A 1339-nucleotide genomic window follows, 5' to 3' on the forward strand; every position below is an offset into this window, starting at 1 on the left:
CTACAACTTCCGGATTCTGATCCTCTGGCTCACGACTTTGTTTGTCCGGATCTGCTGCGCCTTCCTGTTCGCCGGCGCCTGGTCATCCCGTCAACAGACCTCATGATCAACGTTCTTCACGGTCGACCATGTGCCAAGACGTCGATTTCGCCACATCGCAGTCGCCGAGCGTTTCCGTCGGCTGGTTCGGTCGACATTTGCATTCCATGCGAGGCTGCAGGCGACTTCACGCTCGCGTCGACAGCCCGCTCGTGAGCGCCTCGGCTCGATGCATGCCTGGACAGTGTGATAGCTTAATGGCGTGTCAGACATTTTGTGCAAGCCTGGGCTGGTCGCGTTGGCCGCCTATGTACGGATCAAGTAGCCAAGTTCACCCTACACATGGCCTGATCATATCCTTCAATAATCCAAGATCGTTGAGTGAACTTCACGTTGTTCCTTGAGCGGGGCGGCTCTAACGGATGTCTGCTTCTCTCTCCCGATCGAGCGCTACCAGATAAGGCAGGTATGACATGTTGAAGGTAGTGGTACCCTCGGAAGCTTGCTGATTGAAACTGAGCGGCGAGCCACTCAGCAGTAGAAATCCTTTCGGGGAGATATCGGATGACCGCGACTATACACGAAGACGAGAAACGCGAACGGCGAACACGTGGGCCCGAACTGGCCGAGGCATCACCCCCTGGAGCGGGTGGCGCGACTGATCATATTGAAGAAAAGGCGGCAGCTGCATCGCGCCTTTCATTTACGCTTCCGGAATGGCAAAAATCAATCGAAGCGACAAGGAACTTGTTCGCCGCGGCACTGAATGACACGTTAAAATTGGCTGCTTCCTCTCTGAACGACCAGGCTGCTTTTCTGAGAGCTCTTGCCGACTCGAAAACCCCGTCTGAGCTACTGAAGTGCCACCTGGATTTTGCGGAGCAATCTTGGTCGAAATCGTTCAGCGAAGGCTCAAAGATATTGGATCGTTTGAAACACGTCCATCGGCCTGCGGTAAGTTAAGCAATCGGCCACGCGTGAAATAGGGCCGACGGCGCGCTATTCCCTCCGGACTCCAATCCCGAACTGAGATCCAGACCCGGTCTCGTGGGAATTGTTGTCGCCATGCTCCATAAGTATCGCCGCCGACCCCCAACACGGATATAGGAACCACCTGCTCGGGGAACCGAAAATGTTCGATAGGCGCGTGCTTTGGTTTTGCCTCGGTCTTGGTGAGCTGGCCCCGGTTGTCTGAACAGAATATCCGCGTCGATAAGTGGAGCCTCTGCCGGGGTTAGGCTGCCGTGCGGAGCGGCAGCGGGGTGAAGTAGGCTTGATCCGGTGTGCTGCCGTCAAGGCT

At 55.9% G+C, this 1339-nt stretch carries 1 protein-coding gene; it reads left to right on the forward strand.

Features of this window, described 5'->3' with window-relative positions:
- Nucleotides 1–603 precede the first annotated feature (603 nt).
- Nucleotides 604–1002, forward strand: coding sequence for a phasin family protein (locus AC066S_RS38835; protein WP_126262255.1), 399 nt, complete (start codon nt 604–606; stop codon nt 1000–1002).
- Nucleotides 1003–1339 lie beyond the last annotated feature (337 nt).

It is taken from the genome of Bradyrhizobium sp. CFUWI (assembly GCF_056429085.1).